Source organism: Rhizobium sp. AG207R, from assembly GCF_027109195.1.
Taxonomy (GTDB): Bacteria; Pseudomonadota; Alphaproteobacteria; order Rhizobiales; family Rhizobiaceae; genus Rhizobium; species Rhizobium dioscoreae.
The window spans coordinates 228,696-255,074 of the sequence record NZ_JAEPVT010000001.1; the positions used below are offsets into that span (position 1 = coordinate 228,696).

The 26,379-nt window shown below is 60.5% G+C and carries 26 protein-coding genes and 2 pseudogenes; 11 read left to right on the forward strand and 17 right to left on the reverse strand.

Annotated features, from left to right (window positions below):
• Positions 1-8 precede the first annotated feature (8 nt).
• From benD to JJQ51_RS01000, 9 genes are all read right to left on the reverse strand, one after another.
• Positions 9-788, reverse strand: coding sequence for a benzoate diol dehydrogenase BenD (gene benD / locus JJQ51_RS00960; RefSeq protein ID WP_113352196.1), 780 nt, complete (start codon positions 786-788; stop codon positions 9-11).
• Between the two features lie 2 nt (positions 789-790).
• Positions 791-1,819, reverse strand: coding sequence for a benzoate 1,2-dioxygenase electron transfer component BenC (gene benC / locus JJQ51_RS00965; RefSeq protein WP_269244142.1), 1,029 nt, complete (start codon positions 1,817-1,819; stop codon positions 791-793).
• A gap of 42 nt (positions 1,820-1,861) precedes the next feature.
• Positions 1,862-2,350, reverse strand: a complete 489-nt coding sequence (benB, locus tag JJQ51_RS00970) for a benzoate 1,2-dioxygenase small subunit (RefSeq protein ID WP_113352194.1) — start codon at positions 2,348-2,350, stop codon at positions 1,862-1,864.
• Positions 2,347-3,705, reverse strand: a complete 1,359-nt coding sequence (locus JJQ51_RS00975; RefSeq protein WP_269244143.1) for a Rieske 2Fe-2S domain-containing protein — start codon at positions 3,703-3,705, stop codon at positions 2,347-2,349. Before JJQ51_RS00975 ends, benB begins: the two co-directional genes overlap by 4 nt.
• 97 nt (positions 3,706-3,802) lie before the next feature.
• A complete protein-coding gene (catA, locus tag JJQ51_RS00980) occupies positions 3,803-4,741 on the reverse strand; it encodes a catechol 1,2-dioxygenase (protein WP_269244144.1) in 939 nt (312 codons plus the stop codon).
• Between the two features lie 84 nt (positions 4,742-4,825).
• Positions 4,826-5,116 carry a muconolactone Delta-isomerase gene (catC, locus tag JJQ51_RS00985; protein ID WP_113352191.1) on the reverse strand — a complete coding sequence of 97 codons (291 nt, stop codon included), beginning with the start codon at positions 5,114-5,116 and terminating at the stop codon, positions 4,826-4,828.
• A 12-nt stretch (positions 5,117-5,128) separates the two neighbouring features.
• The gene (locus tag JJQ51_RS00990; RefSeq protein ID WP_113352190.1) at positions 5,129-6,271 is read right to left on the reverse strand and encodes a muconate/chloromuconate family cycloisomerase; all 1,143 of its coding nucleotides are present in this window, start codon (positions 6,269-6,271) and stop codon (positions 5,129-5,131) included.
• Between the two features lie 256 nt (positions 6,272-6,527).
• Complete coding sequence (locus JJQ51_RS00995) at positions 6,528-7,304, reverse strand: cyclase family protein (protein ID WP_113352189.1); 777 nt, start codon at positions 7,302-7,304, stop codon at positions 6,528-6,530.
• Positions 7,305-7,342: 38 nt separating this feature from the next.
• Positions 7,343-8,329, reverse strand: coding sequence for a fumarylacetoacetate hydrolase family protein (locus JJQ51_RS01000; protein WP_113352188.1), 987 nt, complete (start codon positions 8,327-8,329; stop codon positions 7,343-7,345).
• 94 nt (positions 8,330-8,423) lie between these two features.
• On the opposite strand from JJQ51_RS01000, the gene JJQ51_RS01005 reads away from it, so the two are divergent.
• The 6 genes and pseudogenes from JJQ51_RS01005 to JJQ51_RS32830 form a co-directional block, all read left to right on the forward strand.
• On the forward strand, positions 8,424-9,359 hold the full coding sequence (locus tag JJQ51_RS01005; protein WP_113352187.1) for an ABC transporter substrate-binding protein: 936 nt from the start codon (positions 8,424-8,426) through the stop codon (positions 9,357-9,359).
• A complete protein-coding gene (locus JJQ51_RS01010) occupies positions 9,356-10,060 on the forward strand; it encodes a GntR family transcriptional regulator (protein ID WP_113352186.1) in 705 nt (234 codons plus the stop codon). The genes JJQ51_RS01005 and JJQ51_RS01010 overlap by 4 nt, the downstream gene beginning before the upstream one ends.
• 14 nt (positions 10,061-10,074) lie before the next feature.
• Complete coding sequence (locus JJQ51_RS01015) at positions 10,075-10,878, forward strand: ABC transporter ATP-binding protein (RefSeq protein WP_113352185.1); 804 nt, start codon at positions 10,075-10,077, stop codon at positions 10,876-10,878.
• Complete coding sequence (locus tag JJQ51_RS01020; RefSeq protein ID WP_113352184.1) at positions 10,875-11,639, forward strand: ABC transporter permease; 765 nt, start codon at positions 10,875-10,877, stop codon at positions 11,637-11,639. The genes JJQ51_RS01015 and JJQ51_RS01020 overlap by 4 nt, the downstream gene beginning before the upstream one ends.
• Positions 11,636-12,403 (forward strand): ABC transporter permease, encoded by a 768-nt coding sequence (locus JJQ51_RS01025; RefSeq protein WP_113352183.1) that lies wholly within the window; start codon positions 11,636-11,638, stop codon positions 12,401-12,403. The genes JJQ51_RS01020 and JJQ51_RS01025 overlap by 4 nt, the downstream gene beginning before the upstream one ends.
• Positions 12,404-12,544: 141 nt before the next feature.
• Positions 12,545-12,685: pseudogene (locus JJQ51_RS32830) on the forward strand (Fic family protein); the annotation flags it as partial.
• A 140-nt stretch (positions 12,686-12,825) separates the two neighbouring features.
• Here JJQ51_RS32830 and JJQ51_RS01030 read toward each other — a convergent pair.
• From JJQ51_RS01030 to JJQ51_RS01055, 6 genes are all read right to left on the reverse strand, one after another.
• Positions 12,826-14,076: an MGH1-like glycoside hydrolase domain-containing protein gene (locus JJQ51_RS01030; RefSeq protein ID WP_145636527.1), complete on the reverse strand. Its 1,251-nt coding sequence runs from the start codon at positions 14,074-14,076 to the stop codon at positions 12,826-12,828.
• A 31-nt stretch (positions 14,077-14,107) separates the two neighbouring features.
• Entirely contained in the window at positions 14,108-15,166 is a 1,059-nt protein-coding gene (locus JJQ51_RS01035) for an ABC transporter ATP-binding protein (protein ID WP_113352181.1), read from the reverse strand.
• Positions 15,167-15,179: 13 nt separating this feature from the next.
• Positions 15,180-16,037 carry a carbohydrate ABC transporter permease gene (locus JJQ51_RS01040; protein ID WP_113390684.1) on the reverse strand — a complete coding sequence of 286 codons (858 nt, stop codon included), beginning with the start codon at positions 16,035-16,037 and terminating at the stop codon, positions 15,180-15,182.
• The gene (locus JJQ51_RS01045; RefSeq protein WP_113352179.1) at positions 16,034-16,885 is read right to left on the reverse strand and encodes a carbohydrate ABC transporter permease; all 852 of its coding nucleotides are present in this window, start codon (positions 16,883-16,885) and stop codon (positions 16,034-16,036) included. Before JJQ51_RS01045 ends, JJQ51_RS01040 begins: the two co-directional genes overlap by 4 nt.
• 72 nt (positions 16,886-16,957) lie before the next feature.
• The gene (locus JJQ51_RS01050; protein ID WP_269244145.1) at positions 16,958-18,232 is read right to left on the reverse strand and encodes an ABC transporter substrate-binding protein; all 1,275 of its coding nucleotides are present in this window, start codon (positions 18,230-18,232) and stop codon (positions 16,958-16,960) included.
• A 46-nt stretch (positions 18,233-18,278) separates the two neighbouring features.
• On the reverse strand, positions 18,279-19,289 hold the full coding sequence (locus tag JJQ51_RS01055) for a LacI family DNA-binding transcriptional regulator (RefSeq protein ID WP_113352308.1): 1,011 nt from the start codon (positions 19,287-19,289) through the stop codon (positions 18,279-18,281).
• A 103-nt stretch (positions 19,290-19,392) separates the two neighbouring features.
• Between JJQ51_RS01055 and JJQ51_RS32885 the strand changes: the two are divergent.
• A pseudogene (locus JJQ51_RS32885) lies at positions 19,393-19,645 on the forward strand (hypothetical protein); the annotation flags it as partial.
• Positions 19,646-19,833: 188 nt separating this feature from the next.
• Here JJQ51_RS32885 and JJQ51_RS01065 read toward each other — a convergent pair.
• Positions 19,834-20,730, reverse strand: a complete 897-nt coding sequence (locus tag JJQ51_RS01065; RefSeq protein WP_113390683.1) for a LysR family transcriptional regulator — start codon at positions 20,728-20,730, stop codon at positions 19,834-19,836.
• A gap of 113 nt (positions 20,731-20,843) precedes the next feature.
• On the opposite strand from JJQ51_RS01065, the gene JJQ51_RS01070 reads away from it, so the two are divergent.
• Together JJQ51_RS01070 and JJQ51_RS01075 are read left to right on the forward strand one after the other, a co-directional pair.
• Positions 20,844-22,154: an MFS transporter gene (locus JJQ51_RS01070; RefSeq protein ID WP_113352175.1), complete on the forward strand. Its 1,311-nt coding sequence runs from the start codon at positions 20,844-20,846 to the stop codon at positions 22,152-22,154.
• Complete coding sequence (locus JJQ51_RS01075) at positions 22,151-23,287, forward strand: mandelate racemase/muconate lactonizing enzyme family protein (protein WP_269244146.1); 1,137 nt, start codon at positions 22,151-22,153, stop codon at positions 23,285-23,287. The genes JJQ51_RS01070 and JJQ51_RS01075 overlap by 4 nt, the downstream gene beginning before the upstream one ends.
• A 147-nt stretch (positions 23,288-23,434) precedes the next feature.
• Here JJQ51_RS01075 and JJQ51_RS01080 read toward each other — a convergent pair whose 3' ends face one another.
• Entirely contained in the window at positions 23,435-24,166 is a 732-nt protein-coding gene (locus JJQ51_RS01080) for a GntR family transcriptional regulator (RefSeq protein WP_113390680.1), read from the reverse strand.
• 245 nt (positions 24,167-24,411) lie between these two features.
• Between JJQ51_RS01080 and JJQ51_RS01085 the strand changes: the two genes are divergently transcribed.
• Positions 24,412-25,425: an SIS domain-containing protein gene (locus JJQ51_RS01085; protein ID WP_269244147.1), complete on the forward strand. Its 1,014-nt coding sequence runs from the start codon at positions 24,412-24,414 to the stop codon at positions 25,423-25,425.
• A gap of 93 nt (positions 25,426-25,518) precedes the next feature.
• Positions 25,519-26,346, forward strand: coding sequence for a PfkB family carbohydrate kinase (locus JJQ51_RS01090; protein WP_269244148.1), 828 nt, complete (start codon positions 25,519-25,521; stop codon positions 26,344-26,346).
• Positions 26,347-26,379: the final 33 nt, after the last annotated feature.

The following is a 26,379-nucleotide window of genomic DNA, read 5'->3' on the forward strand; positions in this document are numbered from 1 at the left end:
ACACGAGGTCAGCCGAGGTCGCCTCCCGCGACCGGCAGTATGCTTCCAGTAATGTATGAGGCCTCGTCGGAAGCCAGAAATAGGATTGGCGCGGCCTGCTCGGCGATGCTGCCATAACGCTTCATGAAGCTTGATTGCCTTACCTGCGCGACGACCTCGCCCATCCAGGCCTTTTCCTCGTCGGTGTCGCCTTCAGCGTTCCGAGGGATAGCCCGTGCGGGAGCTTCCGTACCGCCGGGCGCGGTCGCCACGACACGGATGTTCCGTTCAGCCAGCTCCATGGCTAGCGACTGGGTGATGGCATTGATGCCGCCCTTGGCCGCCGAGTAGGGCACGCGATGAATCCCCCGGGTGGCATTCGATGATACGTTGACAATAGTGCCGCCGCCGCGCGCCAGCAGATGCGGGATCACCGCGTGGCATCCGTAGAGCGTCGGCATCAAGGATCGACGTATTTCCGCGTCGATCTGCGTCGGCTGGAATGCTTCGTAGGGACGCATTCGGATCGCTCCGCCGACGTTGTTAATCAATACATCGATGCCGCCGAAGGTTTCTACGGCAAAACGCATCGCAGCCGATGCGCCTTCGTAGGTCTCCAGATCGGCCATGAACGACGCCGCGTGCGTGCCTGCCTCGCGCGCCACTTCCCCGACAAGATCGGCGCGATCCACCAGCACGACGCGAGCACCTTCTTCGGCGGCGCGTATGGCCACGGCACGCCCAATGCCTTGCGCCGCGCCCGTCACAACGAGTACCTTGCGAGCAAAGCGGTCTCGATAGGTGGTCATCGCTATGCCGCCTCTTTCCCAACCGCATTGGGCGTGAACTTCTCGTAGTAGAAGCTGCTAGGGCTGACACCATTGTCATTAAAGTGCTTGCGCACCGCATCGACCATGGGCGGCGGGCCGCAAAGGTAGACGTCGACATCACCGCCGTGCAGGACTTCCGCGGGCATATGCTGCGTTATCCAACCTTTGCGCGGGTGGCTGGACGTGTTTTCGGCGACGACGGTGCTGAAGCTGAAATTCGGCAGGCGATCGGCATAAGCCTCTATCACGTCGACGAGAACGAGATCGAGATCTCGCGTCACCCCATAGATCATATGGATCGACTGGTCAGAGCCGGCGCGAGCGAGCGTTTCAAGCATCGAGAGGAAGGGCGCGAGCCCTGTCCCGCCAGCAAGAAACAACAGGGGACGTTTCACTTCACGCAGATAGAAACTTCCCAGCGGGCCCGTCAGGTCAAGCTTGTCGCCAGGCTTCGCGCCGGCGAGCCAGCCGCTCATCGCACCGTTGGGAATCCGCTTGATGAGAAAGGCGACGCGCTGATCACCCGGAGCCGAGGAGAAGGAGTAGGAGCGGTTCTGACCATAGCCGGGAACGTCGATATTGACGTATTGGCCGGGCAGGAAGGCCGGTAAGGATGCCGCATCCACTCGCAGTTCAAGGACAATCGCAGCATCTAGGTGCGGCGTCACGGCGGTAACGGTGGCCGCGAACTTCTGATGGCCGGTCTTGCAGGCAAGCGAGGTCGCGGGCACTGAAAGAACGCAATCCGATGTCGGTCTCATCTGGCAGGTGAGCACCAGACCCCTTTCCGCCTCGTCCGCGGTCAGGGCGTCGTCGATAAAATCATCACCGAGGTCGTAGCTGCCGCTTTCAGCGCGGCACTTGCACGTGCCGCACACGCCGTCGGAGCAATCCATCGGGAGGTTGATCTTGGCGCGATAGGCAGCGTCGAGAACCTTCTCGCCGCTATTGCATCCGATGAAACGGGTAACGCCGTCCTCGAAGTTCAAAGCGATGTTGTAGCTGGTCATGGAAGCCTCCTCATGCGTTCCAATGCCGTCAGGAGATGCCTGTCAGATGTGATAGACGTCGATGACCTGGCGAATGTAGTCATTCTTCAGCACGATCTTCTTGTTTGAGATCAGCAGTTGATCGCCGCTCCTGCGCAAGGTGACAAACATGGTTCCGAAGAACTGGTCCGTCACCTTGTAGCGGTGATTGAGCGTGTGGAAGTTGCAGCGAATGTCGACCTCCGCTTCGCGGCGAGCCAATACCTCGACATTGGTGACGTTGTGGCTGGTGCGTGGTTCAGGCGTCGATGCACCGGAGCGCTCGGTCTTGATACGGAACACCCGGTCTTCCAGCCCGTCCCGGCTTGGATAGAAAATCAGCGATATCTGGCTATCCGGGTCCTCGGTCAGTTGATCGTCATCATCCCAGGCCGGCATCCAGTATTCGACATCCGGTGCATAGCAGGTCAACCATTCATCCCATTCGCGATCATCGAGCAGTCGCGCCTCGCGATAGAGGAAGGCGCGGATCTCGTCATAGGAAATGCTCATGAGAGGACTCCTTCCTTCTCGGCCGCGAGCGCCTCGCGCATCACCTTCGCCCAATATTCATGCTGGCGGACGAACAGTCCCTCGTCCTCGCTGCGTTCCCCTGACAGCAGCGGCTCCAGGCCCATCCGCCTGGCATTCTCGTCCGGGCCGTCGATCCAGAGGGGCGCCCCGCGCGACAGATCATTCCATAGTGCCGTCGTTCCGGCGTAACCGGCCTGGCAGGCTCGGAATTCCTCCAGGTCATCTGCGGTACCCATGCCCGATACATTGAAGAAGTCTTCATATTGCCGGATACGAAGCGTGCGATCCGCCTCGCTTTCGCCCTTCGGCGCAAAGCAGAAGATGCTGATCTCTGTCTTGTCGACGCTGATGGGGCGGGTCACGCGGATCTGGGTGCTGAACTGGTCCATCAGGAACATATTCGGATAAAGGCAGAGATTGCGGGTCTGGTTGATGATGAAATCCGCCTTGTCGGCGCCCATGCGGGTTTCGATCTCGTCGCGACGGTTATAGACCGGCCTGACCTCCGGGTTCATCGCCCGGGTCCACAACAGGATATGGCCGTTCTCGAAACCGTAGACGCCGGCGATGGACTTGCTCCAGCCATTGGCATCGACGGCCTTCGTGCCCTCCTCGTTGCGCCGTCCCATGGTGGCGGCGTAGTTCCAGTGGACGGAGCTGACGTGATAGCCGTCGCAACCGTTCTCCATCTGCAGCTTCCAGTTTCCGTCATAGATGTAGGACGAGTTGCCACGCAGGACTTCCAGGCCCTCGGGCGCCTGATCCACGATCTGGTCGATGATGACCTTGGCTGCGCCGAGATAATGCTCCAGTGAGGCAACGTCTCCGTTCAAGCTGCCGAAGAGGAAGCCGCGATAGCTCTGGAAACGCGGCACCCGCTTGAGATCGTGCGAGCCATCCTTTGCGAATTGCTCGGGATATTGCGTCGTCTTCTCGTCCTTGACCTTCAGCAGCTTGCCGGTGTTGGAGAAGGTCCAGCCGTGGAAGGGGCAGGTGAAGCTGCCCTTGTTGCCATGCTTGCGGCGGCAGAGCATGGCGCCGCGATGAGCACAGGCATTGATGACGGCATGCAGCTCTCCAGTCTTGTCGCGAGTGATGACCACGGGCTGGCGGCCGATATAGGTGGTGTAATAGTCGTTGTTATCTGGAATCTGGCTTTCATGCGCCAGGTAGACCCAATTGCTCTCGAAGATATGCTTCATCTCCAGCTCGAACAGGTCTTCATTAGTGAAGATGTCGCGGCGGCAGCGGAATATTCCCGCCTCCTTGTCATCCTGCACCGCGGTTGCAAGCAGATGATCGAGATCTCGGGCCTTATCGATGATCGCAGACATGGTTTTTCTCCCGCTCGCGGCGCCTCGGCGCGGCACTAGCAACAATGTCGATGATGAAGAGAGGGGCGGTGGCCGTCCCGGCCACCGCGTCATGCGGTTAGGCTGCCGCGCGCTTGCGCTGCTCGTTGATCTGGTTGTCGACGCCGTTGACGAGGGCTGTCAGATGGAAGTCGAACTCGATTTCGGCATAGGGGCCACTGAGATTATTGGCCTTGATACCGGCCTCGTCGGTGCGTTCGGTGACCTCGGGCACGAGGCCGTCCCTGGTCGCATAGGCAAAGTCGTCATTGACGAGCGGATCGCCGGCGATGTTGATCTGGGTCGTCAGCTTGCGATGGTCGTCGGCGCTGATGAAGAAGTGGATATGAGCTGGGCGCTGGCCGTGGCGGCCGAGTGCCGACAGCAGCTTTTCGGTGGGGCTGCCCGGCGGCACGCCATAGCCATGCGGCACGATGCTCTGGAACTTGTAACAGCCATTGACGTCGGCGATGATCGTGCGACGCATGTTGAACGGGGCCTGCTTTCCCGTGGGGTCGAAATGCGAATAGAAGCCACGGGTATCACAGTGCCATACCTCGACGCTTGCGCCGGGTAGCGGCTTGCCATCGGCGCCATGGACGGTGCCGTGCATGATGAGCGCGTGGCCGTTGGCATCGGTGCCGTCGTCAAGGCGGGCAAAGCCGTGCGCGACCGGCGCGCCGGCCACATAGAGCGGCCCTTCGATCGTGCGCGGCGTCTCGTTCTTGATGCCGAGCGCGTCGTCGATGGCATCGAGGCGTTCGTCGAGAAAATGGTCCAGCCCGAGGCCGGGCGAGATGAGGCCGGCCTGGCCGGCCGCGCCGAGTTCGTTCAGCCAGGCGATCGCCGTCCAGTATTCGTCGGGTGTGATGTCGAGGTCGTCAATCGCCCTGAACAGATCCGACACCAGCCGGTGGATGACCTGCTTGACGCGCGGATTGCCGCCATCATTGGTCAGGCCGCTGAGCACCTTCAGGAAATCCTGTACGTCAGGCCTGTCAAAAATCCTCACACTCATGTCGTACTCCTCCTCTTTTCCGATCGTTGCGATAGCCGCTTCGAAGACCCTGCGAGCGGCAAGGCCCTCTTGCGGGTCGTCGCCTCAGGTGTCGTCGTCGCGGATCGACGACGGATGCCGCAAAAGCGGCGTGACTTTGATGGTCATGAACTTGAACAGCGGCAATCCACTCAGGATCGCATGCAGCTCTTCATTGTCCTTCACATCGAAAATACTGTGGTTCGCGTATTCGCCGGCAATGCGCCAAATATGCCGCCATTTGCCGCTGCGCTGCAGTTCCTGAGAATAGGCCTTCTCTCTAGCGATAATCTCACCCGCGTCGGTCTGCGGGAGATCCCAGGGGATGTTAACGTCCATTCGCACGAGAAAAAGCATGACCCCTATCCTTTACATAGCGACGCTGACGGTCTTGCGCGGCCCATCGCGTAGGAAGAATTTCACGCGCTCATCGTCGAGCGCGATGCCGAGGCCTGGCCCATTTGGAACGGCGAGCTCGAATTCGCCATAGTCTAGCGGCGTCGCGAGAATTTCCTCGGTCAGCAGCAGCGGCCCGAAGAGTTCCGTTCCCCATTGCAGATTGGCGAAAGTGGAAAAGACGTGAGCGGAAGCGGCGGTCCCAACGACGCCCTCGAGCATGGTGCCACCATAGAGTTCGATGCCGGCTGCATCGGCGATGGACGCGACGCGCTGCGCATTGAAGAGGCCGCCGCTTTGCTCGATCTTGATGGCGAAGACATCCACGCCGTTGGTCTTCGCGAGCTCGAAAGCGGTTTCTGGACCCTGTAGGGATTCATCGGCCATCAGGGCGATGGAAAAGCGGCGCACGAGCCGCGTCAATGCCGCCGCGGAAGCGACTGGCTGTTCGACCAGCTGGCAGCCCGCATCAGCAAGCGCGGCCATGCCGTAGGCCGCTTCGGTTTCGCTCCAGGCCATGTTGACGTCGACGCGAACCGCACCGCGGTCCCCAAGCGCGCGCTTGATCGCCGCGACATGCGCGATGTCTTCGCTGAGCGTCCTGGCGCCGATCTTCAGCTTGAAAATCCTGTGGCGGCGAAGGTCGAGCATCTTCTCGGCCTCGGCTATGTCGGTGGCCGTATCGCCGGAGGCGAGTGTCCATGCGACTGGCAACCGGTCGCGTACGCGTCCTCCCAGGAGTTCGCTGACCGGCAAGCCGAGACGCTTGCCGTGCGCATCCAGCAGTGCCGTTTCGACGGCGCATTTGGCGAAGCGGTTTTCCTTGATCCTTTTACCGACGCGCGCCATCAGGAGCTGTATACGGGTGGCGTCCTGGCCCATCAGAGCCGGCTGAAAATAGGTATCGATCGCGAGTTTCATACCCTCCGGGCTTTCCCCGCCGTAGGAGAGCCCGCCGATCGTCGTTCCCTCGCCAATGCCAACGATGCCGTCGCTGCAATGGATTTTGACCAGCATCAGGCTCTGACCATGCATCGTCGTGACGGAGAGCCTGTGCGGCCGGATGGTCGGCAGGTCGATCAGCAAGGTTTCCACCCCGTCGATGACCGGGGCCATGGGTGCGTTCTGAGCAATGGGTGCGAAAACCGTGTTCATGACGCAAATGTGCGCCGCGGCCGAAGGATCGTCCAACACTGAATAGGTTTATTATAATACCCTGTAGGTATAATGTGCTTCAACCTGACCGGAATGCAGGCTTTCCGCACTACACAACACCAGACGAGTTTAAAAATAAGCGGTGAGTAGGAGGCGTCGAAAGGGACTTCGTCAACTCCGCTCCTCGTCGGCCGACGAGCACCCAAGCGATCCGGTATCAGTTATCGATAATCGCTACCGCGCGGCACCAGCCGGCGGATGCTCGCTCGATCTTGACGGGGAAGCAGCTGATCGTGAAGCCGGCCGAGGGGAGTTCCTCCAGATTGTGCAGCTTTTCGATATGGCAATAGCCGGTGTGCCGGCCGGCCTTGTGGCCTTCCCAGATCAGCGATGCATCCCCGGTCTCGATATATTTTTTTGCGGTATGCACGAACGGAGCATCCCAGCTCCAGCCGTCCGTGCCGGTGACGCGGACGCCCCGGTCCAGAAGGTACATGGTCGCTTCATAGCCCATGCCGCAGCCGCTTGCGACATAGTCCGGCTGGCCGAACTTGATGCCAGCGGATGTGTTGACGACGACGATTTCCAGGGGCTTCAGCACGTGGCCGATACGCTTCAGCTCGGCTTCGACGTCGGCCGCCGTGGCGACATAACCGTCGGGAAAATGGCGGAAGTCGAGCTTCACCGCCGGCTGGTAGCACCATTCGAGCGGCACCTCGTCGATACGCCAGGCCGGTTCGCCATGGTTCATCGTCGGATGGTAATGCCACGGCGCGTCAAGATGCGTGCCGTTGTGGGTCGAAAGCACCACTTTTTCAACCGCCCAGCCTGCTCCTTCGGGCAGGTCCTCGGCCTTCAACCCTGGAAAGAAGGACAGGATCTGGTCGAGGCTTTGGACGTGGTCGATATAGCTCACGGACGGAATCTGGATCGGCGGGTCGGCCGGGATGTCGTTGGCAATCGGGACTGAAAGGTCGATGATACGGTGCGCCATTGTTTCCTCCCAAGGCGATGCGTTCGCGCAATATGGCGTCAGGCGAATTGCCGGACGACCTTGTTCTTCAAGATGCCGATCTTCTCGATCTCCAACTCGACGATGTCGCCGTCCTCCAGGAAGTGGCCGGTTTCCAGGCCGCATCCGTTGCCGATCGTGCCCGAGCCGATAAATTCGCCAGCATGGACGGTTTCGTCCTGCGACATATGCGCCAGGATCTGCTCGAAGCTGAAGAGCATGCCAGCCGTCGTGCTTTCGCAACGGACCTCGCCGTTCACTCGGACGGCAGCCTTCAGCGAATAGGGATCGGGTATCTCGTCCCGGGTCACGATCCAAGGACCGAGAACGTTGGCGCCGTCGAAGCTTTTGCCCTTGGCCGGGCCGAGCCATCCCGGCATTTCCTTGCCCTGCTGGTCGCGCGCCGAAAAGTCGTTGAAGATCGTGTAACCGAAGATGTGGTCTCGGGCGTCTTCGACGCTGATATTGGCGGCGGTCTTGCCCACGACGATGCCGTATTCGAGCTCGTAGTCCATCACCCTGGAATAACGGGGCCATGCCACCGTGGCGCCGGGGCCGCCCACGATCAGCCGGTTTGTGATGTAGTAGATCGGCAATTGACGATAGATATCCGCAAGCGGCGCAAGCGGTTCGGCGTCTATGGCCGCAATGGCCTCGCTGTCGCCCGCGGCCATCAGCCGCCGCATGCCTCGGCCCGACTGCCGTATATGGGTTTCGTAGCTCATGCCGTCGCGCATCTGACGCGGTTCGGGAAGCGGCGCCAGCAATTCGGCCGAACCGACCGGCAGCCCGAGCGCGGCGTTGTCGCCGTGTTCGGCAAACAGGCGCCGGGCTTCCTCAAGCGCGCCATCGCCGCCGTCGATCAGCGCCAGCATCGAAGAAAAGCTTCGCGCATTGTCACTGTGAAGCTCGGCCGCGTGTGTCAAGTCGAATAGGCGCGTATCGCCTTCATGCACGATTCCGACACGTGGGGAACCGTCCGCGTTTCGAAAAGTCGCCAGTTTCATCAGTCTCCTCCGACTTGCGATCATATATATTTTGTGACTATATCGATATTTGATATCATCCCGATTGGGAAGCGGGATTTTGGGAGGAATTTAAATGACGGTTTTCGCGAGGGCCGCGTTCGGAGCGGCACTGGTACTTGCTGCGTGGGCGGACAATGCTACGGCGCAGACGAAGGTCAATATCGGCTGCACGGCGACGACGGATTGCGCATCCGCCGCGGTGGCGCTGCAGGAGGGCATCTTCAAGAAGAACGGTCTGGACGTCAGTCTGACGCTGATAGGGCTGAATTCCAACATTCCCGCGGCCCTGCTCTCGGACTCGATCCAGATCGGGGGGCCGACGCCGTCCGTCTTCTTGCAGGCCATCGATGGCGGGCTCGATCTCGTCGCGGTGGCGGGAGCCAGTTCCACCGCCAACAGTACCTATGACTCGGCAGGGGTGATCGCCGCGCCGGCAAGCGGGATCAGGGGCCCGAAGGATTTCGTTGGCAAGAAGGTGGGCGCACCCGGTATAGGGGCCTTCCTCCAGGTCCTTTTCTCCAAGTGGCTGATCGATAACGGCGTCGATCCCAAACAGGTGAATTTCGTCGAGGTCACCTTTCCGACGATGAGCGATGCACTGAAATCCGGAGCCGTGGATGCCGTGGTCGGGGCCGAGCCGTTCATGTCGCGCATTCTGGCGAGCGGCACAGGCAAGATCGCGGGCTATTTCCTCGAAAAGCTGCCGGAGCGCCGACCGCAGATCCTTTATGCGTCCACTCGTGTCTGGGCGGATGCGAATCCGGATGCCTTGAAGGCGTTCCGGGCCTCCATCCAGGAAGGCGCGAAGATCGTCAACGAGTATCCCGACAAGGGCCGGAAAGCCATCGCCAATTTCACGAAGATTTCGATGGACGTGCTTTCGAAGATGAAGCTTTCTGTTGCGGATCCAGGGATCGATCAGGAACAACTTGATTGGTGGGTCAGCACCATGAGCGAGCAGAATATGCTGCAGGGAAAGCCGGATACGGCGACACTTATCCAGAAATGATCGAAGCTAAAATCAATCCACTGTTCGGGGAGGCTGCGACGGCCTCCGATACCTTGAGCGAGCGCGCCGCGGCGGTTGTCGAGCACGATATTCTGTCGGGCATCTGGCCGCCCGGGGAACGCCTCGGTATTCAGGCCCTCTCCGAGCGTTACGGCATCGGTGCCACGCCGCTCAGGGAAGGTCTGTCTCGTCTTGTCTCGAGAGGATTGATTTCGGCCGTCGGCCAAAAAGGTTTCCGGGTCGCCGGTGTTTCGAAAGCCGATCTTGCCGACATCACGCTCGTGCGAACCCTGACTGAGCTGGAAGCCCTGCGGCTTTCAATGCAGCAGGGAGGCGATGAATGGGAGGCGGGCATCCTGTCGGCTCTCCACCGTCTCGTCCGGTCCGTCGAACGCGATCCTGAGACGATGCGGGAAGGAACTCCGGAGTTCGACCGCCTGCACAAAGCCTTCCATCGGGCGTTGCTCGAAGCCTGCGGCTCGGAGCGCCTGCTGCGAATACACGATGATCTGTATTACCAGGCTTATCGCTACCGACGGGTGATGATGAGTCGCCTTGCGCCGCATCACGATGCTTTCCTGGAAGCCCACAAGGCGCTTGCCGATGTCGTTCTGGCGCGGCGGTTCGACAAGGCCGAGGCCGAGCTCGCCAGCCATCTCGCCCAAACCCTCGATGTCGTCTACGGCCGAACAGAAACATAAGGGGAAACATGAACATGGCCGTGACAGCCAATCCAACGGCGATAAGCAGAGATGCCGCGCAGTCGGTGATAAGCTTCGACGGGGTGAGCCTTGCCTATGGCGGCCGGGTCATCATCTCCGAATTGAGCCTCGACGTCCGCCGCGGCGAAATCGTCTGCATCATCGGGCCTTCGGGCTGCGGCAAGACCACGGCGCTTCGCATGGCCGGGGGCCTCGTGCGTCCGAGCGCCGGCACGGTGAGGCTGCTCGGCGCCCCGCTGACCGCCCCACGGCAGGACGTGGCGATCGTCTTTCAAGACTACGCCAAGGCGCTACTCCCCTGGCGCACGGCGGCCGCGAATATCTCGCTGGCGCTTGAGGCGGCCGGCGTACCGCGTGGCGAGCGGCAGGCCCGCATCGGGCCACTTCTCACCAAGGTTGGGCTTGCGGGACACGAAGATAAATATCCTGGGGAGATGTCGGGTGGCATGCAGCAGCGCATTCAGATTGCCCGCTGTCTGGCCCAGGAGCCGGCCGTGTTGCTGATGGACGAACCGTTCGGAGCTCTCGACGCCATGACCCGACAGGGCCTGCAGGACGAGATGCTCTCGCTGGTGGCGGAAACAGGGACGACCGTCTTCTTCGTGACCCATGACCTGGAGGAGGCGGTCTATCTCGGCGACCGGGTCATTGGCCTCATGCCTAATCCCGGCCGCATCGGCATCGACCAGCCGGTAGATCTGCCCCGCCCGCGCAATCAACTCGAGACCCGCGAAATGCCCGAATTCCTGCGGCTTCGGCGCGCGCTGTTCGATTTCATTGAGAAGGCTGAACCATGAGCGCTAGCCGATGGAAAGGTTTCGTTGTGCCGGGAGCGCTGCTGATTGCGGCGGAAATCGGCATGCGGACCCGTGAATCGGATTCTCTGTCGCTTGCTGCACCGAGCGACATCGCTGCTGCTCTAGTCCGGATCCTGGTTGACGGATCACTGCTGGCTGCAACGCGTGATACGCTGGTGACCGCAGGTGTCGGCCTGTTTCTCGGCGGAGTGATCGGTTTGATACTCGGCATGCTGTTTGGTCTGGTCGAGACGGTGGATCGTCTGATGGAGGTGACTGTGGAAGCGGTACGCCCGATTCCGTCGGTCGCGGTTCTGCCGATCGCCATGCTGCTATTTGGTTTCGGTTATCGCATGGAGATCGCCATTGTCGCCTTCTCCTGCCTTTGGCCGATCATGATCCTGACTCGCTCGGCAATGGGTGGCATCGAGCCGCGACTGATGGAAGTCGCGCGAGCACTCAGGCTGTCGACCTGGAGCCAGCTGCGAAAGATCGTGCTGCCCGCAGCGCTACCGCGCATCATGGTCGCATTTCGTTTGGCGGCGGCGATTGCGCTTGTCGTGTCCGTCACAGTCGAAATCGCCGTCAATCCAATCGGACTGGGCTACGGCATCCTGATCGCGCAGCAGGCCCTGCAGCCAGCCATTATGCTCGCATATCTGGTCTGGATCGGTATCGTGGGATGGGGGCTGAACGGTCTGTTGTCGCTGGTGCAGAACAAATTTTTTGGCCGCATCGGACGAGTGGAGACCATTACATGAAGGCCTGGCGCGTGCTCTGGCTCGGATTGAGCTTTCTGATCGCCGTTCTCCTCGTCTGGGCATGGCAGATGCTGGCGGAATATAAACTGGTCAGCCCCGTTTTCCTGCCCGGGCCGGATCGCGCCTGGGGCGCTTTGATGAAAGGCTTCATGACCGGCGATCTCGGGAGAAAGCTGCTCTCGACAGTGGGGCGGATGTTCTGGGGATGGCTGATCGCCTCCTTACTCGGCATTATTCTAGGCGCCGCCATCGGCACCTCTCCGCGCCTGCGCGCCTATCTTTCGCCGATGCTGGAGTTCCTTCGCCCGCTGCCGGCCTCCGCGACGATTCCCGTGGCCATCGCGATACTCGGCCTGTCGGACGGCATGGTGCTTGCCGTGATCGCCTTCGGCGCGCTTTGGCCGGTGCTCCTTGCCACCGTGCATGGTTTTTCGGGGGTTGAACCGCGCCTCTATGAGGTCGGGCGAGCGCTAAAACTTTCGCGAGTGGCCGTGATCGGCAAGATTGCATTGCCATCGGCGAGCCCGGATATTCTCGCTGGTATGCGCCTCGGGCTCACGGTGGCTCTCATCCTGTCAATCGTATGTGAGATGATTGCAGGTCGGGATGGACTCGGTAACTGGATTCTGCTCGCCGCACGCTCGTTTCGTGCCCCGGACCTCTATGCTGGCGTGATCCTGCTCGGTGTGCTGGGATATCTGACCGCGGTTGCGATTGGACTTGTCGAGGCCCGATTGCTTGACTGGCGACGGCGCACGAAATAACTCCAAGCAACAGACGTTGAATCTGCTCACGCGCGGCCACGACGGCACTGCTTTTGCAACCTCCGGCGAGCAACCTATCGCTACGGTTCGGAGGTTGGTCAACGGCGCTGTGTCGCAACGCCAGGCCTATTCGGACCCGCAGCTAAAGCGGCGCTGGCAGACTTGGAGCGCTTCGACATCATCAAGGAAATAACGGGTCGCAAGCGCGGGAGAGTCTTCAGCTATGGCCCGTACCTCGCAATTCTGAGTGAGGGCACCGATCCGTCGTCCCCGGCCGCGTGAAAAAACAGAATATTTATAGGTCGCTGGGTCGAATCCGTTCAGCTGCAAACAGTACCGGAGATTGCGATTGCTTCTGGCCCAAATCTATTAAGCTGATGCATGACCTGAGATTGATGCGCGGGCGCGACTGGTACCTGAATTTATGACGCCACAAGCCACATATACGCTGCCGCCGTCCAGGAGAAGCCAAGGCCGCCGCAGCCTTCACCAGTGACCGGGTCGAAATATTCAGCAAAACCCTCCGCCTCAATTGCCGAGATGGTCGACTTGCGCAGCTTCTCGGCATCATCTACGCGGCCATTGCGCTTCAGGCCGTCGATCAGCAGCCAGTTGATGATCGCCCAGGCCGGGCCGCGCCAGTACCGTTTCGGCTCCCAGCTGTCGATGCCGGGCTTTACTGTCGGGAAGGCGACTTTCATCCCCTTGGACCAAGCCTTCATTTCATCGGCGAGAGCGCCGACGACTGCCTTGTCGAGATCGAGCGACAGAAGCGGGATGAAGCCCGCCTGTGTCGGCGCCACGATATCCTGGCCAGAAACGAGATCGCGGGATACGAAACGCGACAGATCGGGTCGCCACTGGGCGAGGATCGCGTTACGAGTTTTTTCATTGAGCGCGGCGATCTCGGACGCGTCTTCCATGCGGCCAAATTCGTGGGCGAGTGCAGCAAGGTCTTCGCCGGCCTTGAGCAGGATCGCGGTGGTCTGGATCTCGGCGACCTTGAAAGGTGCCTTCGCCCACTGTCTAGCTGGCTCCCAGGCGCAGGCGGCATAGGTATCAACCAGGTGGATGAAGCGCTGATAGTCCTCGTTGCGGGGACGCATCAAAGCGTTCACGTGGCCGGTATCCTTGCGCACGACCGGCGTGTCGGTGGTGGTGGGAACGCGGGCGAGCGCGACGTCCCATGCGGGAGAATTGTCGCTGCCACTTTCCCAGGGATGGAGCAGGGCAACGAGGCCTGTTCCTTGCGGGTCGCGGGCCGCATACCACCAGCGCTGCCATTTCAGGGCCGCCTCGTAGAGCGGCAGGGTGCGGGTCTTGTCACCGGTGGCTTGGTGCAGCTTGCGCAGCGCGATGGCGAAAACCGGCGGCTGGGTGATGCCGGAGGTGGGGATCGTGTGGTGGGTGCGCCAGACGTTCGGGCCTGGAAAATAGGTATCGCTCGCCTGGTGGAAGACGATATGCGGGATCATGCCGTCCGCCCACTGGCCCTCGACCAGCCGCTCCAGTTCGCGATAGGCGCGGTCCGTATCGTAGAGCGCGAAGCCCATGGCGACGAAGGCGGAATCCCAGTTCCATTGGAAGGGATAGAGCCGGTCCGTCGGCACCGTATAGCCGCCGCGGTCATTGGCGACGAGAATGCGCTTGGCTTGATCGATATGCAGGTTCATGTGGGTACTCCGGTATTGGGGAGGGACGCCCCTAGGCCGTCACGGGCGGAAAGGATTGGCCGCTTTCGGCGGAAAGCCAGGTGATGCGCTTGCGATCGAGCTTCAGGCCGATCGTATCGCCGCTCCTGACGGTTTCGGAGGCAGGCAGGATGACGCGGACGGGCTGATCGTGGATCGAGCCGGTCAGGAGCAGGTGCGAGCCCATCGGTTCGGCGACCCGCACTTTCATTTCAAGGCCCTCGGGCAGGCCCGCGAGCTCGACCGCCTCGCCGCGCAGGCCGAGGATGATCTCCTTGCCGGCTTCCCGCGGCGTATTCAGTTGCTCGATCCCGGCAGCGACCTGGCCGTTCAGGACGGGGACCTTGATGAAGTTCATCGGCGGATTGCCGATGAACCCGCCGACGAAGCGCGTTGCGGGATGATTGTAAACATCGACCGGCGAGCCGACCTGCTCTACGATCCCTCCGTGCATGACGGCGATGCGATCGGAAAGGCCCATCGCCTCCGTCTGGTCGTGCGTGACGTAGATCGTCGTCGTGCCGGCCGACTGCAGCACCGTCTTGAGTTCGGTGCGCATTTCGAGGCGAAGCAGCGCATCGAGGTTGGAGAGCGGTTCGTCCATGAGGAGTACCTTGGGCTCGACGGCAAGCGCGCGGGCAACGGCGACGCGCTGGCGCTGGCCGCCCGAAAGCTTGTTCGGGTAACGGTCGAGATATTGCTCGATATGCAGCAGGCCGGCGGCCTTTTCGACTTGCGCCTTGACGCGTGCCTCGTCCGCCTTCTGCATGCGCAACCCGAAGGCGACGTTTTCATAGACCGTCATATGCGGGAAGACCGCGTAGTTTTGGAAGACCATCGCGAGGCCGCGGTCCTTGGGAGCGAGCCCGAGGACCGACTTGTCGCCGATGCGGACATCGCCGCCGGATGCGGTTTCGAGACCGGCGATGATGCGCAGGAGCGTGGTCTTGCCGCAGCCGGACGGGCCGAGAAGCGAGACGAATTCACCGTCGTTGATCGCCAGCGAGACCTCTTTCAGGGCCTGGAATGTTCCGAAACTCTTGCGGACACGGTCGATGACAATATTGGCCATGGAGTTGGTCCCGTTATTTGGAGGAAATGCCCCAGATCGCGAAAAGGTAGCGCCTGACCGCGAAGATGAAGACAACAGAGGGAAGGATGAGCATCAGGCCGCCGGCGAAGCGGTAATGCATCGGGCTTTCGGAAAGCACCGTCAGCAGATAGGCGGTCAGCGTGCGATTGCGCACCGTCAGCACCGAGGCGGCGAAGACTTCGTTCCACGAAATGACGAACGCGAAGACCGCCGTCGCGACGATCCCCGGCAAGGCGAGCGGCGCCACGACCTTGAAAAAGGCCTGGATGCGGGTGCAGCCGAAAACCCATGCGACTTCTTCCAGCTCCTTCGGGACGCCGAGGAAAATGCCCTGGGTCACTAGAGCCGCGAAGGGGAGCGCCAGGACCGTATGGATCAGGCCGACGCCGACGATCGTATCGTAAAGGCCGAGCCGGATGAAGGAGACGGTGAGCGGCAGCGCCAGGATCGCCAGCGGGAAGGCGCGCGTCAGCAGAACCAGCAGCCGGTAGCTGTCCTTGCCCGGAAAATTGTATCGGGCGAGCGCATAACCGGCGGGTGCCCCGAGCAGGATGGAGAGCGCTACCGTGATGCCCGCGGCGCCCAGCGAATTGAGGAACGAGCGGACGACCCCTTCCGTCTGCAGGAAGAGCATGAAGGGTTCGAGCGAGATACCGGTCGGCAGGCCGGTCTTCGGCCAAATGTAAACGCCCTGTCGTCCGCCGAGCGCGCCTAGCGCCACGAGATAGATCGGCACCAGAACCCAGGCGCAAAGCGCGCCGATACCGCTCCAGAGCAACCAGCGGCGCGATGAAACGAAGCTTGCGGGATTGGCTGTTGCTGCTTCGGAACCGATGGCTTGTGTACTCATGGCAGGCGCTCCGGATCGACCTTGAAGGCCTTGAGATAGACGAGGGTTGCGGCGAGCGAGATGACCATGATCAGAACCGCATAGGCGGCCGCGACGCTGTAATTCTGGTTCTGGTTCTGCCAGTTGTAGGCTTCGCCCACGAGGACCGGGAAATTACGGCCGCCCAGTGCGTATACGACTGCGAAGACCTCGAAGGCGAGCACGGTGCGCAGGATGAGGGCCGATTGCAGCGCCGGGCGGATCAATGGCAGGGTTATTTTCCAGAAGCGCGTCCATGGACCAGCCCCGAAAATTTCGGCGGCCTCCTTGAACTCCTTCGGCACCTGGTTGAGGCCGGCGACGATGATGACCATGACGATCGCCGTGCCGCGCCAGATCTCCGCCACCGCGATGGCGACGAAAAGCGCGACCGGCGTCTGATAGGAGAGCCAACTCGCCTGCCGGCTGATCACGCCGAGGCTGAAGAGCAGCGAGTTGAAATAACCGGTATTCTGCAGGATCGACAGCCAGACGAGGCCGGCGGCGAGATCCGAAATGCCGAGCGGAATCGTCCAGATCCAAAGGATCGTCTCCCGCCCGCGACCGATCTTGGCGACCATCGTGCCCATGGCTAGCGCGATGGCGATCTGGACCGGTACGACCATGATCGTCAGCAGGAAGGTGTTGCGCACCGATTGGATGAAATTGATGTCCGCTACCATGCGCTGCATGTTTGCAAGCGACGGCGCGCCGTCATCCGAGACCGCCAGCCAGATCGTCTGCACCAGCGGCACGATGAAAAGCAGGCCGAGGAAAACGACGGATGGCAGGATCAGCAGATAGGGGATCCAGGGTCGGTTTTGGCTCATAGGCTCCCGCCTCGAAAAGCAGGGTTACGGAAAGAATGACCGGACATTCGCGTCCAGGCACCCCAGGAAGGGTTATTGAACCGGACAGGCGCCGTCACTCTTGGCATCCGGTGCCCAGCAGGAAGCCTTGGTGTCGGTCATCAGCTTGGCCATGACGGCACCCTGCTTGGCGAGCACGTCGCCAACGGGCTGATTCTGCAGCACGATCAGCTGGAAGCTGTCCATATAGATCTTGTTGAACTCGCCGCCCTTGTCGCCGAGGCCGACTGGGAGAAGCGAGATCACCGCGTCCTTGGCGGCCTGGGTCTTGGTGACGGCACCGGCGAGAAGCGCGATGCCCTGATCGAGATCCGGCGGCAGCTGAACGTTCAGCGTTGGAAAGAAGCCGACCTTGGACGCGGTGAGCAGCTGGATCTTCTCAGTCGTCAGTGTTTCGATGATCTTCATCGCGCCCGCCGCATCCGGGGCGCCCTTCGGGATCGAAAGGCCGGCGAGAACGGGCATGTATCCGCGCCCCTTGGGGCCGGCCGGAGGCGGGAATACGACATAGTCGTCCGGCGAGGCGGAAATGGCATTCTTCAGTCGGGCGACATGGTCCCAGGCGACCATGACTTCACCGGCGGCCAGCGGCTCCTGCATGAAGTCGTAATTGGTCGAGTTGGGGTTTACATAGGCCCAGAGCGACTTGAGTTTCTCCCAGCCTGCCACGGCATCGGCGTTCTTGAAGGTGCGTACTACGCCGCCGGTAAAGGACGGATAGAAATAACCCTGGAAGTAACGTGCCATCAGGCCCTTGGGACCGGCCGGGAAGCCGATCTGCGGCTGGCCAGTCGCCTGCTGCATGTTCTTGCCCCACTCGATCAGCTGATCGTAGGTGATGGCGTTGATATCGGCGCCCTTTGGCAGGTATTGCAGGGCTTCCTTCTTGGCGGCCATGACATAGGTCGCCTGCATCCACGGAATGTATTGCTGAGTGGATTTGCCGAGCTTGCCGAGGTCGAGGAGCGATTGCGGCATGCCGCCGGCAGCGAGCGTCTTAGCGAGATTATCAAGCGGTTCGAGCTGATCCTTGTCGGCAAGTGGCGAAAGCTCACCGTGCAGCGCGCCGATCAGGCTGACGGTGTGCTTGCCGGCCTTGGCCTCCGCTTCCATGCGTACGGCGAACTGCGGCGGTTCCTCGACCACATAATCTACCTTGCCGGCATCCTTCAGCAGGTCCTGCCGCACGACGGTTGCCTCCTCGATCGGGCGAAGCTGGGTGGATACGAAAACCGTCTGGGCAAGCACCGGCGAAGCAAAGGCCAGCACAGCGGAAGCCAGAATTCCGAATGACGTGATGCGTTTCATGTTCTCTCCTCCTTCATTGTTTTTATCTGTGATGCACTGTGTCGGATCATGCCGCCTTCATTGGACGGCGATGACTGTCGCGATCAATGAATTCGATCGCGTGAAGCTCCTGCAGTTCCTCCGCGGGTTCGCCGGCGATCGCCCGCAACAGCAGCGAGGCGAAGCTCGCGCCGAGGTTTTCGCCGGTCATGCGCATGGTCGAGAGGGAAGGGCTGGTGAAAGCGCCCGTCGGCAGGTCGTCGTGACCGACAATGCTGATCGCGTCGCCGCCGTCGATCTCGCGTAGCGCCCTCAGCGCTCCGATCGCCATTTCGTCCGTGGAGCAAACGAGCGCAGTGGGACGCGAAGGCTGCCGTAGCAATTCCAGTGCGGCGAGATAACCGCCCTGTTCCGTGGGCGCGCCTTCGGCGCAGAGATCGGCATTCAGACCTGCCTCATCCATCGCGGCCTTCCAGCCCGTGCGGCGCGCATGCGCGAAGTAATATTCCTGAGGCCCGGCAACATGGCCGATGCGGCGGTGGCCGGCGGCCTGAAAGCGGACCGTTGCCGCGTGGAACCCGGCAAAGCCGTCGCCGTCGATATAGGGATGCGGCACGAGGCTTTCGGTGCGGCCGTTGGTGACGAAGGGAATGCCACGCGACTGGAGAAATTCGACGCGTTCATCCCGTCGCCTGGTGCGGACGAGAAGCATGGCGTCGACGCGGCGGCCATCAACGAACCGACGGCAGATGTCGAGTTCGCTCTCACCGCGTGGCACGGGTGCGATGACGAGATTGAGGCCAGCACTCGCAAGATGTTCAGCACAGTTGGAGAGCATGTCGAGGAAATGCGGCGGACCGATATGGCCGGGGTCGCTCGGCAGCGTGACGGCAACCAGTTCCGCGCGTTGTTTTCTGAGCCTGCGCGCCGATGCGTTGGGACGGTAACCAGCTATGTCCGCGGCCTCTCTGACCCGCTTGCGGGTCGCGGCAGAGACATCGTCATAACCATCGAGTGCACGGGAAACCGTGGTGATCGACAGTCCGAGCGACTGCGCGAGCTGCTTGAGATTGGCCAAGATCATCCTCCAAAACAGCAAGAAAGATTCTCCAAAACGTTTTGGGAGTCAAGTCAAAACGTTTTGGGTCCATCGATGGGCAAGCTAAGGTGAACACCTGCCGCCTCCCGATGCGCATGTTTCAGATCCCGTTCGCGATCTGACACCAGCCATGTGATCTCATCTATGGAGATCGCGGCTTTTGCATAAGGCCGCGCCGCCTGCTGACAGATCGTCATGCTGGGAAGGTCGATGCTTTGAAGAAACGTCCTTGGAACAATGGTCAATCCGAAGGGCGGATCAAGCGCCTCGAGATGCCGAAGCGAGCCATGGACGGCCGCGCGGCCCAGACTGATGAGAGAGAATGCTGCCGATGAATCACGGAAATCGAGGATGAGCCCCGAGAAGTTACTCGGCTCAGTTCCGCATTGAAACCGACAGCGTGAGTTCTTGGATCTCGGACCCGCCATGCTTCTGTCCCGACGTTTTGCTGCAGGACCGAAAGCAAACTGGACCCGACGGAGGAGCAGCGATCGAATAACAGGCGCGAGACCCGGACACTATTTCAGACGGAAAGATATCTTATCTCGCGCAGCACGCGCTGTGTCGTCCTTTCGAAAGCGAATATCTTGGCATCGATTATATCCGCTCGAAACCCGATGAAGAGCCTTCCGTTCTCGATATCCGGCGTGCAGGAAAGGGATTGGACCGTTCCGGCCGCCACATAGCGGTTGGCAATGGACGTAGGTAGAATGCCGACGCCAAGAGCCGCGGCAACCAGCTCGCCAATGACCGCGACGCTGTTGCAAATAATAATGCGCTCCGGTTTCAAGCCTTCAAGTGCAAACCAATGCGTCACCTGCCGGTACATCGCGGATGGTGGCGGGTTCGAAATGATCGGCCTGTCGGCCAGCACCTTGGGTGTGATCTCGCCCGGCAGGTGCCACGCCCTCGGAGCGACCCATTGTGTCGGCTGAGGTCCGAGCGGCCGCAGATCGAGCTTCTCGTCGCCCAGCGGATTCAACAGCACCGCCACGTCCAGCCGGTTGTCGATCAGCATCCCCTCCAAGAGCGTACTGGTCGTGACCGTCCACTCGGGCTCCAAGGCAGGATGATCGCCGGACAATCCGGCAAGCAATGGTGCGAGGCAGGTGACGGCGAAACCTTCCGCAAGACCTACGCGCAGTGGACCGACAACCTTCGGATCGAACTCCCGCTCCTTGATGCCTCGCATCTCGGCCATGATGGTTGCCGCGCGTGGCAGCAGGTCGCGTCCCTGCGCCGTGATTTCCAGCCCTCGGCTTCCCCTGTGAAACAAGTCGCTCGCGAGCGTCGTGCTCAGCTCCTTGAGTCTCAGGGATACCGTGGGTTGGGCAACGTGAAGCTGGTCCGCCGCCTTCTGGACCGAGCCCAGCTGGGCTGTCCAATAAAAGGCCTCAATCTGGGCAAAGGTGATCCGCATTATTTAAAAAACCTATATGACAAGCTCAGAATAACAAATTTGCTCAGGAAAATAAATGATTATAAGAAAATATCTCGACGGCATGTGAAGGGCCGCTGGGGAGGAGCAAGATCATGACTGAGCGTTCGGATATCATTCTCAAGGTAAGGAGGAGGGTCATTCCGATCCTGCTGCTTTGCTATTTCGCGGCCTTTCTCGACCGCGTGAATATCGGCTTTGCGGCACTGACCATGAACGCCGATCTTGGCTTCAGCGCATCCGCTTTCGGCTTTGGCGCGGGAATATTCTTCCTCGGGTATGTTCTTTGCGAGCTGCCGAGCAACCTCATGCTTGCAAAGGTGGGGGCGCGGCTTTGGATTGCGCGCATATTGATCACTTGGGGCATTCTTTCGGCGCTCACCGCATTCGTCTGGTCGCCCGCCAGCTTCTATGTGGTCCGGGTACTTCTCGGTGCCGCGGAAGCCGGTTTCTTTCCGGGCATCATCTTCTACATTACGCTTTGGTTTCCGAGAGCATATCGTGGTTCGACCTTCGCGCTCTTCAATGTCGCCGTTCCTTTGGCCTCGGTAATCGGTGCGCCGCTATCCGGATTGATTTTGCAGGGGTTCGACGGCGTGGCAGGCCTCCATGGCTGGCAGTGGATGTTCCTCATCGAGGGGTTGCCCGCATTCATCATGGGCTTCGTGGTCCTCTTCGCCTTGCCGGAATTACCTGAAACGGCGCGCTTTCTCACCCACGATGAACGGGGCTGGCTCGTCGACGCCCTGCGAAGCGATCGGCAGATGCAGGAAGCATCCGGACGTTTTTCCGCCGTGCAGGCGCTCTTCGATCCCAAGGTATTGTTGATGTGTCTGATTGCCGTCGGGCTGGTCATGGGCACGACCGGCATTGCCATCTGGATGCCGCAGTTCATCAAGCAATTCGGCCTCTCCAATCTGCAGACCAGCTTTATGGCTGCTATTCCATCTGCTTTCATGGCAGTTGCAATGATCGTGGTGGGCCGGAGTTCGGATCGCAGGCACGAGCGCGTCTGGCATACCGCCGGGCCATTTATGGTGAGCGCTCTCGGATTTCTGATCGCTGCCTTCTCGGGCAATCCGGTTGTTTCGGTGGTGGGCCTGACCCTGGGGGCGGCCGGAATTGGCGGCGCGTCGCCGACTATCTGGACATTCCCATCGACGCTGTTGACGGGCACCGCCGCCGCTGCTGGAATCGCACTCATCAACTCGGTCGGCAGTACCGGCGGTTTCTTTGGGCCCTCGATTATCGGTTGGGTTCGCGACGCGACGGGCGGCTTTCAGGGAGCACTCATATTCCTGGCGATCGTCATGGCGATCACCGCCAGTCTCATCCTCATTCTCGGCAGAAGCATGCGAGAGCTCCTTTCCCCGCTCGGTCGGGGCCAGACTCCGACAAAGGCATGATCATGAAAATCGACGAAATACGCCTCTATCATCTAGTCGCCATGTTGCCGGAGCCAATCGGCAACGCGCTGGTCTCCTTTGCGAAGCGGGAAACCTTGCTGGTGGAAGTCGCGGCCGGTGACCTGACGGGCTGGGGGGAGGCGTGGCTCGCGCCCAGAACCGCGGCTGCCGCCATCGAGTTTCAGCTCGCGGGGCGGATACTCGGGCAGGATCCCTCCCACATATTGTCGGTGTGGCGAAATTTGCGGCAGGCCGTCGAGGGAGAAACCGCCGCACCTGCCATCGCCGCCCTGGATATGGCGCTGCACGATCTGACCGCGCGCGCCTACAAGATTCCGGTGTCCACGCTCATTGGCGGCGCCCGGCGTCAACGGGTGACGGCCTATGCAAGCGGGCCGTTTTTCAAGCCTGGCGGACATCCTTACCGCGACTTTGAGCGGGAGATCGATGGATATCTCGAGGCGGGCTTTCGGGCCATCAAGCTGAGAAGCGGATACACGGTTGAAGACGATGCCAAGACGGTCCTCGCCTCTCGACGGCAAATCGGCGCTGATCGCGATCTGATGGTCGACTTCAATCAGTCCTGCTCGGCCCGGCGCGCCATGCGAACCGCCGATCTCATGAAAGATGCCGAACTGCTGTGGATCGAAGAGCCGACTAAGCCGACGGATATCGGCGGTTATCATGCTTTCGCTGCTCATGCCGCAACCGCGCTTGCTGGCGGAGAGACATTCACCAATGCATCGGCGTTCCTCCCGTTCCTAATGGGCGGATGCCTGGATATCCTGCAACCCGATATAGCGATCTGCGGCGGGCTGACCGGGGTCTCACAGGTAGGCCTACTCGCCGACCTTTACGATCGACCGCTTATACCGCATGTCTGGGGAAGCATCGTCAATTTGCATGCCGCCCTGCACTTTGTTTCGACATTGCCGGAACATAGAGGCGGTGGGCAAGCGCATTTTCCCTATCTGGAATTCGACGTCGGTCCCAATCCCTTGCTCGATCTTGCGCAAAGACCTGTCCTGAATGTCGATGGAACGATCAGCGTGCCGGACCTGCCAGGCCTTGGCGTGAATCTCAAGGCGGAAGACTTGCAACCCTATACCGCCGAATTCAGGAGGATCGCCTGATCGGGCATCACGACGCCGGCTATGCTTGCCGCCTACAAGTTCACGCTTAGCGAAGTCGCCAACCTCTCCGAAGGTTTCGATCCGCTTCATTGGGGTGCCGTTTGACTATCCTTTGATTGAGCGCATTAGCGGCCTTAAGATAGCGCGCTATTTCCGGACCAAGCTGAAGGTGAAGTGGCTGCCGCGATGATAGTCGACGGCGTAGATCACGGGAACTCCGACATCATTAAAGCAGGTTTCAGTAATGAGGAGGGCAGGGCCGAAATCCTTGAGATCGTGGCGCTCAGCCACCTGTTGGGGAAGCATGACGGCGCTAACGGACGCGGACGACATTCGGGGGCGGTGCCGGTATTGCTCCAGCAGAGACAGTAGCGATCCGCTCCAGTCGATATCGTATAGCCGAGCGGGAACGATACGACGTGGTACGAAGTCAAGGCAATACATGATCGGATTATCGTTCTCGAGGCGTACCCGCTCCAGACGGATGACCGTCTCCTTATCGTCCAGCCGTAAATGCTTGGCGACCGTCGCATCGGGAATTTCTTCGGAGATGGAAAGCACCTTGTTCACGGTCTTATAGCCGTAGGCGAGCGTCATGTCGGTGACGCTTTCGAAGACCGTGATCGGGCGATCGACGTGGACGGCCGACATTGCGGAGACAAAACGGCCGCGGCCATGCTCGACATAAATATCGCCCTCCTGCTCGAGCAATTTCAATGCCTCGCGCAGGGCGGGTCGGGAAACGTTGAAGCGCTGCGTCAGCTGGGCTTCGGTTGGCAATTTTTCGCCGGGCCTTAGTCCCTCGCTTTGAATGAGGTCAGCGATACGGTCGCGAAGCTGGATCACGATGGTGCGCGTATCGCGAATAGACTCGTCCAATTCATCCCTCTCACAACAATTTCATCACATCCACCGTCTTGTCTGACAAATATCGCTTGGTCAAGGCTTTCATGCAAGGTCGAAGGCTTCTCCAACTCTGCCAGTGCACGCGTAGGCACCAATGATCGCATGATCAACGTCTTGACAGTTAGACTCGATGATGTCAGTTGTCTTACAACTTTGCTGGATCGGCGAAGCTACACCCCAAAGCGCGTCCATGCGACGTCATCAACCGAGAGACACTCATGCTGAATTTTGATGAAGAGCGGTTCCTGCGTATTCAGTCCGGCGCCTTGGCGCTGGCCCAGCGCCTCGACCACGTGATTGGTACCTGCCTCGCCGCGGGTGCGCAGAATGTATTTTTCCTCGGAACTGGCGGCGCCGCCATTCTCATGCAGCCGGCGGCCCAATTGCTGCAGCGCAATTCGTCCTTCCCAACCTTCATCGATCTGACGGCTGAGCTTTATATTTCCTCCTCTGTCAACCTGACTGCAAGATCCATCGTCGTCATGCCTTCGCTTTCCGGGACGACAAAAGAGAGCGTCGCCATGCTCTCCAAGCTCAAGGAGATCGGCGCCACCGTGCTGACGCTGGTCGGGCATGAGGAAACGCCTCTCGGCAAAGGCGGCGACCATGTCTTCGTCAACTTCGCCGAGGATGATACGTCCTGCGAATCCTTCTATCTGCAGTCACTTATTATCGCTCTGTCGATCATGAAGCATCGAGGTGAAATCTCCAACTATGACAGCATAGTCAGGGAACTGACGACACTCCCCAAACTTCTGCTGGAGGTGAAGCGCGATTTCGAGGCCAAGGCCGAAGCCTATGCGACGGCGTTCGCATCGTCTGATTATCACATCATCACAGGCGCCGGAAATGTCTGGCCGGAGGCCTTCTACTACGGCATGTGCATCCTTGAAGAAATGCAGTGGATCCGCACGCGCCCGGTCCACGCGTCCGATTTCTTCCACGGCACGCTGGAGTTGATCGACAAGGACGTCAGCGTTATCCTGTTTAAGGGCGAGGACGCCTTCCGGCCAGTGGCCGAGCGCGTTCAGAACTTCGCCCCGAACTACACGGAAAGGCTGATCGTGCTGGATACGGCGGAATTCACGTTGTCGGGGATATCTGAGGAGGTCCGCGCGCTGATTTCGCCGGTGCTGCTTGCAACCGTGCTGGAACGCATCAGCGCGCATCTCGAGATCATGCGCAATCATCCGCTGACCACCCGTCGGTACTATAAGCGGGTTGCCTATTGAGCCACCCGGCGAAACAAGCAGCCTAGCCGCGGACGCTGAAGGCGCTCGCGGCTGCAAGCGTCATTAACAGCTGGGTTTTCCGCGGGGGGACGAATGCCGCCTTTTCGATTTGCGACCGTCGGTGACAATTGTATCGATCGCTTTCTGCCGCCGGTGGCCCAGTCGCTCGTCGGCGGAAACGCCGTGAATGTCGCGGTTCAACTCGCCCGGCTCGGTCACTCGGCCACCTATTTTGGGGCGGTAGGCGATGACCTGGACGGTGTCCGGACAAAACACATACTCAAGGAGAATGGCGTTAAAACCGATCATGTTCGTCTCCGTCCCGGCGTGACCGCCTATACGGACATCGACCAGACCGCTGTTGGTGACCGGATCATGGTCTTTGAAGAGTTCGGCGTCTGCGCGGGCTATCGACCGAGCGAGAGCGAGGTTGCTATTCTGAAGGATGTCGATCACGTCCATCTCGGCTGGATGGATGACGGCGGCGCCTTGCGTCGCCGGCTCGCCGCTGATGGCGTGAGCGTGTCCCAGGACATTTCCGTCAATGCAAGTCCTGAAAATCTGGGCGTCGCGGGACTGACAGTCGCTTTTGCTTCCGCCGGCGCTCGTGGTGACAAGGCCGAAGCCATGCTGTGGCATATGATCAGGGGCGGCGCGATCTGTGCCGTCGTCACGTGCGGCGCCGACGGGGCGATTGCCTCGCGCGGATCGGAGAGGGCCGAGATCGGCATTTCCAAGGTTCAAGTCATCGATACGACAGGGGCAGGAGACAGCTTCATTGCTGGCTTCCTCGCGTCTTTCATTGCTTCGATGCCGCTGTCGGCCTGCATGGCGGCCGGCCGCGACAGGGCCGCGATCACCTGCACCCATGTCGGCGGCTTTCCTCAGGCGCCGATGCCGCTCAGCTCCGCGGCGCGATAACTCGCGCCGCGAAAGTGGCGGCCGGCCCTGCCT